This is a genomic window from Ammoniphilus sp. CFH 90114 (assembly GCF_004123195.1).
Lineage (GTDB): Bacteria > Bacillota > Bacilli > Aneurinibacillales > RAOX-1 > YIM-78166.
The window spans coordinates 1-5931 of record NZ_SDLI01000040.1; the positions used below are offsets into that span (position 1 = coordinate 1).

Here is a 5931-nt window from a genome sequence, read left to right on the forward strand (position 1 = left end):
AAGCTAAGAAACCATTTATTCACAACAATTTTCATACTGCACCCCCTCAAAGATAACCCTATTGTAAAGCATATACCTTAAAAAAACCTTAAAATCCGCAAACTTTATTTTTCCAAGTTTCAAAGATACAGAATGAGGCTTGTTTTCTGACAGACCCGAGCCTTTTTAGCTAACTTTACCCGAATAAGTCCCGCTTTCAGAATAACTTTGAGCATTCGAGCCCAAGAGCCGAACACGAAAAAGCTACTGATAAAGCCTTATGGAAGTATCAATTACCTTTTCTTAAAGATGAACTAATCTGTCTGTCTCATTCCGAGATTTGTTTTGGGAAACTGCTCTTGGGTGTGACGGACACGGTTGATCAGCAAGCTCACACTGCAGGGAATGGTCAACTTTCATCCCATAAAAGGTCAGGTTCATGGGATTCACCTCTTTGTTAAGTAAATAAAAAAAGGAAGTGCCACAAATAAACCTTTCGGTCATTTGGGTACCCCTTTCCTTATCTGTAAAATTTTTTATATGGATCGTATCATGCTTCCGAAGGTCGTACCTACGGTTCCAACGCCTCCACAGGAGGAGAATCATTAGCTGGAATTACTCCTGCAACGGTGATCGTATAATCATAAGCTATCATAAGGTCTTCAGCTAGTAATTCAACTATCATATCAGAAGTTACCGTATCCGCTGCCGCTGGCTCCGCTCCCTTCGATGCGTCCGAATAAACCAGATGGAACCCATTATTCGTAGGTGATAAGGCTAAATATAATTCACCTACGGTCACTGGAGTAGCAAGGCTTATTGTTCGGGCTGTATTATCGACAGTAATTCCTAAGGCTCCTACAACCTCAAACCCCGTATCCGCATTTAAAGCATTGATAATTTCTACTGGGACGTTCATTTCAACGTAAGCACCTTTCGTATCCGTTGCTCGGACGGTTAAGGTAGCGGTTCCTACTCCTATCGGAACAAGCTTATCCCCTTCTTGAGTAGATACTTTAAAGACGTTCTCGTCCGAAGAAGTATAGGAATAGGTTAAGTCATCGCCATCCGTGTCGTTGAATAAACCTGTAACATTAATATGAAGTGGACTATCCGTTAGCTTCAAAGCAATAGGATCAAGAGGTTGAACCAAAGTTGGTGTATGGTTAGATGGAGTTGAGCCTCCAGTAGAATCCATTCCATGAATCACGTAACTCTTGCTCTGACCTGTAAACGAATCGCGAACTCTTAAATCCATTCCCTCGGTCAGAGGTAGATTCGAGGCCGAAGCATATTGACTATCTACGCTTGCATAAACACTCATCGTAGTAAACATACGGTTGATGAGCGTATTCAGAAGATCGTAAGGCGTATACCCTTTTGTTAAGTCAACCGTAATTGTAGAAGTACTTTCATCTACCGATAAACCTTCCATTGTATTCAATGGCGATACTTTAAGTGATTTGTCTGAATCATGACGTACAACCATTCCGAACTTCACTTCGCCCGATAACCCTTCCGTATCCGTTGCTCTTAAAGTAACCACGCCTGAACCTAGTTGTCCAGAAGGAACGAACTCGATCTGATTAGCAGGTAAGTTCACAGATATGGTTCCAAGACTAGGGTTATCCAGTGAAGCCTCGTAGGTCAAGTGATTCCAGTCTTGTTCATCAACGAAGGTATTCAGTAACTGCTTTGGATAAGTTGACTTTTTGCTTTCTACGACCACATCAAAATTCGGGGTGGATACCGTAGGAACTGGCGGCGTATTAACCTCAGCCCGCTTGGCTATAAAATACTTTTTCGTGGTTTTTTGATCCTTTGCAATACCTAGAACCGCCATGCCTAACCTTAACGGGGTATTAAGAGATTCTGTGTATCCAATAAAATTGTCGTCAATCTGGTCTGGATAAACATTATATAGCCACCCACGAGGAGTGATACTTTCCATTAGTGACCGGACCGTATATCCCCATTGGGAGTCAATGTAGATTTTATTCGCGTTATCGTCTACGGTAATATCGGGAATTTTCGGATTATCAACAACCTTAACTCTTGGATCATGCGTTGTAGGAGTGACCGTAATCACTAGATCCCTTGTGGCATAAACCCCTGTTGAATCAGTACCTCTTATGACTGCAGTTGTTTTTCCTATTGCTACTGGCGTTATTTTTAGTTTTCCGTTCGCGTCAACTTCAACGTTAGCGATATTCGCATCATAATTGGCAGCAGTAACCGTAATCGTTTCACCGTCTTGTCGGAAGATATGATTTGCACTATAGTTCGTATTTGGAGGATCATCAATGGCGATTTCCATGGTGGCGGGCAGATACCCGTTATCCAATACTTCACGTTTTACTACGGTAATATAGAAATCTGAAGAAACCGTACCCCCTCTTCTATCGTCGGCCATGATTGTAATCTTGGCAGTTCCTGCACGTGAAGTCGTTACTTTTAATTTGGTATCCGAACTGATCTCCACAGAGGCAGTATAAGGATCAGATGAAATTACCGTATAGTGTAAAATGTCCTGATCCTGATCATAGAAATGATCCGGCAACGTAAATTCTTTTACAGACCCAACGAACACTCTATTAACATCCATAATACGTTGTATCACGATTGGCGCATGATTCGTTGGCGCAGGAGGTTGTGTTGGCACTGGTGTTGGTGTTGGCACTGGCGTTGGCACTGGCGTCGGCGCTGGCACTGGCGCCGGTGTCGGATCTGGTGTTGGCACTGGTGTTGGTGCTGGATCTGGTGTTGGCACTGGTGCCGGTGTCGGATCTGGCGTCGGATCTGGTACCGGTGTCGGCACTGGTGCCGGTGTCGGATCTGGCGTTGGCGTTGGCTCCGGTGCTGGTGTTGGTGTTACGTTGTTATCACTGCTATCGTCATCGTCGTTATCATTCCCACCACCATTACTGTTCCCACTGTTCTTTGGCTGAGACGGTTGGTTTGTTTCAGGAGGTGTAGTTGGTCTCCCTTGGATCTCTTGAAGATTTACATCCTTGACGATTTCCGGATTTACGACGATATCCTCAACCTTCTTTCCAGTAGGCAGGGATAAGGTCGATACTCTAGTCGTAGGGTCAAAAGTTACTTTCGTTGTTGGGTCTGTAACGTTAAGGTTCTCTACGGAAACATTGGATAGTGTTACGGTTGGAACATTAATTTCCAGATTCCCTGGAATGGATAAACCTTTAAAGTCAATGTGGATCGTTTCTTTCGGATCGATTCCCGGTGCTGGAGCGATTACTACATCTTTCAGGAGATCAGCGGTAACACCTGAGATTTGCGGAGTTGCTGTGATTTCAACCGTCTTTGGTATAGAGCCTATGAAATCATACACCTCTTTAGGTGCTTTAAAGAGCAGGTCTCCAATTTGCACTTTTGATCCGACCACACCTTCAATCTTTGCCGGACTGTTCGCCGCTGCTGCAAAAAGCTTCAATAGTTTATCAACGATTACGACAGCTTCTTCACGAGTGGCTACTTTAGCAGACATCGCGTCTTTTCCATCGCCTTCTATAATTCCCAGCTTAGCTGCTTGAACCATCGTATCTTTTAAAGACGGATCAACTCCTAGAAAGCTTAAGTTTAAAATATGATTCGGTCTGACAACGAAACTCTCATCGGAAAGGATATCCACTAATTGTTCTCGTGACAAACCATTTCTAACGGAGGTAGCTACTTTATCGGATAGACCTGCTTTAAATAGGATGGTTTTAAATTCACCTTCGGTAATCGTGTCCTGAGGTCGGAAGGATCCTTTGGTATCCCCATTTATGATTCCGGCATCGCTAAACCTTTTAATGGCATCCGTTGCCCAAGGTGATTGGACAGAATAATCTGTAAACGAAGATCGATTTGAATGGAGTTGGGGTTGGTCCTCAGCGTAAGCTTGAGACACAAACAATAAGGATGAAGCTAATAGACTCCAATAAAGTTTTCGGTGTTTTGACGTTAACATGCTCGTTATGTAACCCCCATGATGTAGTAAGATATGTTCCTGAAGAATGCAAAAAGATACTTAATTCCACATAATTCTATCAACTTTTACAGGTTTTATCCACTATAATTTAGGTATTTTATACTAGATTCGTTTACCAAAAGCGCTTATGAAAACTAAAAGCCAGGTTTCCCAAGCTTAGGAACTCCCGGCTTTACTCGTTGAATTCTACCTTTCCCAAATAAGCTCGCCTGTGATTGCATCGACATATCGCAACGTTCGATCACTGCCCTCAAGGCCATAAAGGGTAGTCGGAATATAGAGCAGCCGATAGGCTGGCACCTCTTCATCTTCGTCCAAGAACCAGGTAAGACGAAGCTGCATTTGTTGAACATAGCGATCAAAGGCAACTTGTGGCGTGATGCCCGGATGAAACTTCGACGTGACAATTCTTGAATCATTTCATATGAAACGCTCCTATATGTACAGATCTCTCCTGTTGAAGTGCTGATACTGATGGTGACCCTCTCATGATTCACAGGGACTCCGTCAATATAGACTGGCAAATAAAAAAATTCACGATCACGAGGTTCCTCGTCTGAACGCTCTTTATCGATTTCGATTTGAAGATAATTTACGTAATCCGGAAATACGATACGCAAAAATTGTTCCGCCTTCCTCCAACATTGCTCCCGTCTCAGTGATGCAAGCCCAGCCTTTGCGCTGCCCATCCGATGAAACCCGACAAGGCGACCAGTTTTCTTTTCTTGGTGTACCATGAGCGATGATTCCCTAAACCTCCGGAGTTTGTCACCCCATTTTCTCTCCATGTATCCCTCTACTGACAATGGTTCCGTTTCCGTTTTCATTTCCCCCGTTCCCTAAGCTGATACAAGGAGTTTATTCTCTCACCATCGTCCCCCGACTTTACGAGCTCATAACGCTCTAGATCGATGCCGAGTAGCTGCTCCCATGACAACGCTTCATTATAAATAGGTTTCGGGATAGACTCGTTCGGTGACAAGGGATGGCTTGTTGACATGACATAATGTTCGGACCCATATACATGGAGACCTGTAACGGCATCCATCCATGGACGGTCTGGAATCGGCTCGTAAACGAGTCGATATTCATGTTCAGTTCCTTTTATCTCGTAGAGAGATGGATGGACAGAAACAATCGCTAGTTTCATCTGCAAATGACTTTGTATATCACTTAATATAGTCTTTTCATCTACAATGCTGTCTGGCCATTTAGGTTCTTGGATTTGACCCTGCCCTATTAGCCGAAACCGAACAACGTTTAATTCCCTATCCAGTTTTACACCACACCCTGTATGGGGAAGTTCTATTCCCCTGACTTCCTGACGAAACGTAAAATCGGTTCCATCCGGTCTCTTCTTTATCATGACAGACGCATACTCTGCAGAATGGGAAGAATGCTTCGCAACGAAGGCATCAGTCATTCTTCTCGCCTCCGCATCTGTATGTAACGGTTTAAAGTCCTCCTCGATTTCTTCCTTATATTCCATTTCACGTCCCAGCCTCGTGAGCAGTCCCGTCGTCAGCTCTAGTTCTATCTCTATTTTATTGTCCCAGTTTTCAGGGTCCTCCCATATGAAGCACCGTTTTTGCTCATGGCCCTTAGGAATGCTGTCTTCCATCTCTAGCAGGTAATGCTCAGGTATAGCAATCACCTTTTTGGCTATGACCCGAAGCTTCTCATGGTCGATAAACATCATATCCCCCAAATTAGTAACCTACCTAGTCCGTTTTTTTGTGAATCCATTCAACAAGATATAAGATTCCTACCCATATTATAACTTTCACTGCGATGATTAAAAACGATTATAGTAGAACGACAAATAACCTCCCCAACCAAAAAATCTTTCTTGATTGGGGAGGTTTTACTTTCACACTTTAAACTTTAGCCGAGTGAGGGACAACCCCCAGTGGCCTTGCAGAAACGTTTACTTTATCTGAAAACATTTTTTGCTGGAC

The 5931-nt window shown here is 43.5% G+C and carries 3 protein-coding genes; all 3 read right to left on the reverse strand.

Features of this window, described 5'->3' with window-relative positions:
• Window positions 1–550: 550 nt before the first annotated feature.
• Complete coding sequence (locus EIZ39_RS26015; protein WP_129204477.1) at window positions 551–3952, reverse strand: S-layer homology domain-containing protein; 3402 nt, start codon at window positions 3950–3952, stop codon at window positions 551–553.
• A gap of 155 nt (window positions 3953–4107) precedes the next feature.
• Entirely contained in the window at window positions 4108–4800 is a 693-nt protein-coding gene (locus tag EIZ39_RS26020; protein ID WP_164985357.1) for a YcdB/YcdC domain-containing protein, read from the reverse strand.
• Complete coding sequence (locus EIZ39_RS26025; protein WP_129204481.1) at window positions 4797–5672, reverse strand: YcdB/YcdC domain-containing protein; 876 nt, start codon at window positions 5670–5672, stop codon at window positions 4797–4799. The genes EIZ39_RS26020 and EIZ39_RS26025 overlap by 4 nt, the downstream gene beginning before the upstream one ends.
• Window positions 5673–5931 lie beyond the last annotated feature (259 nt).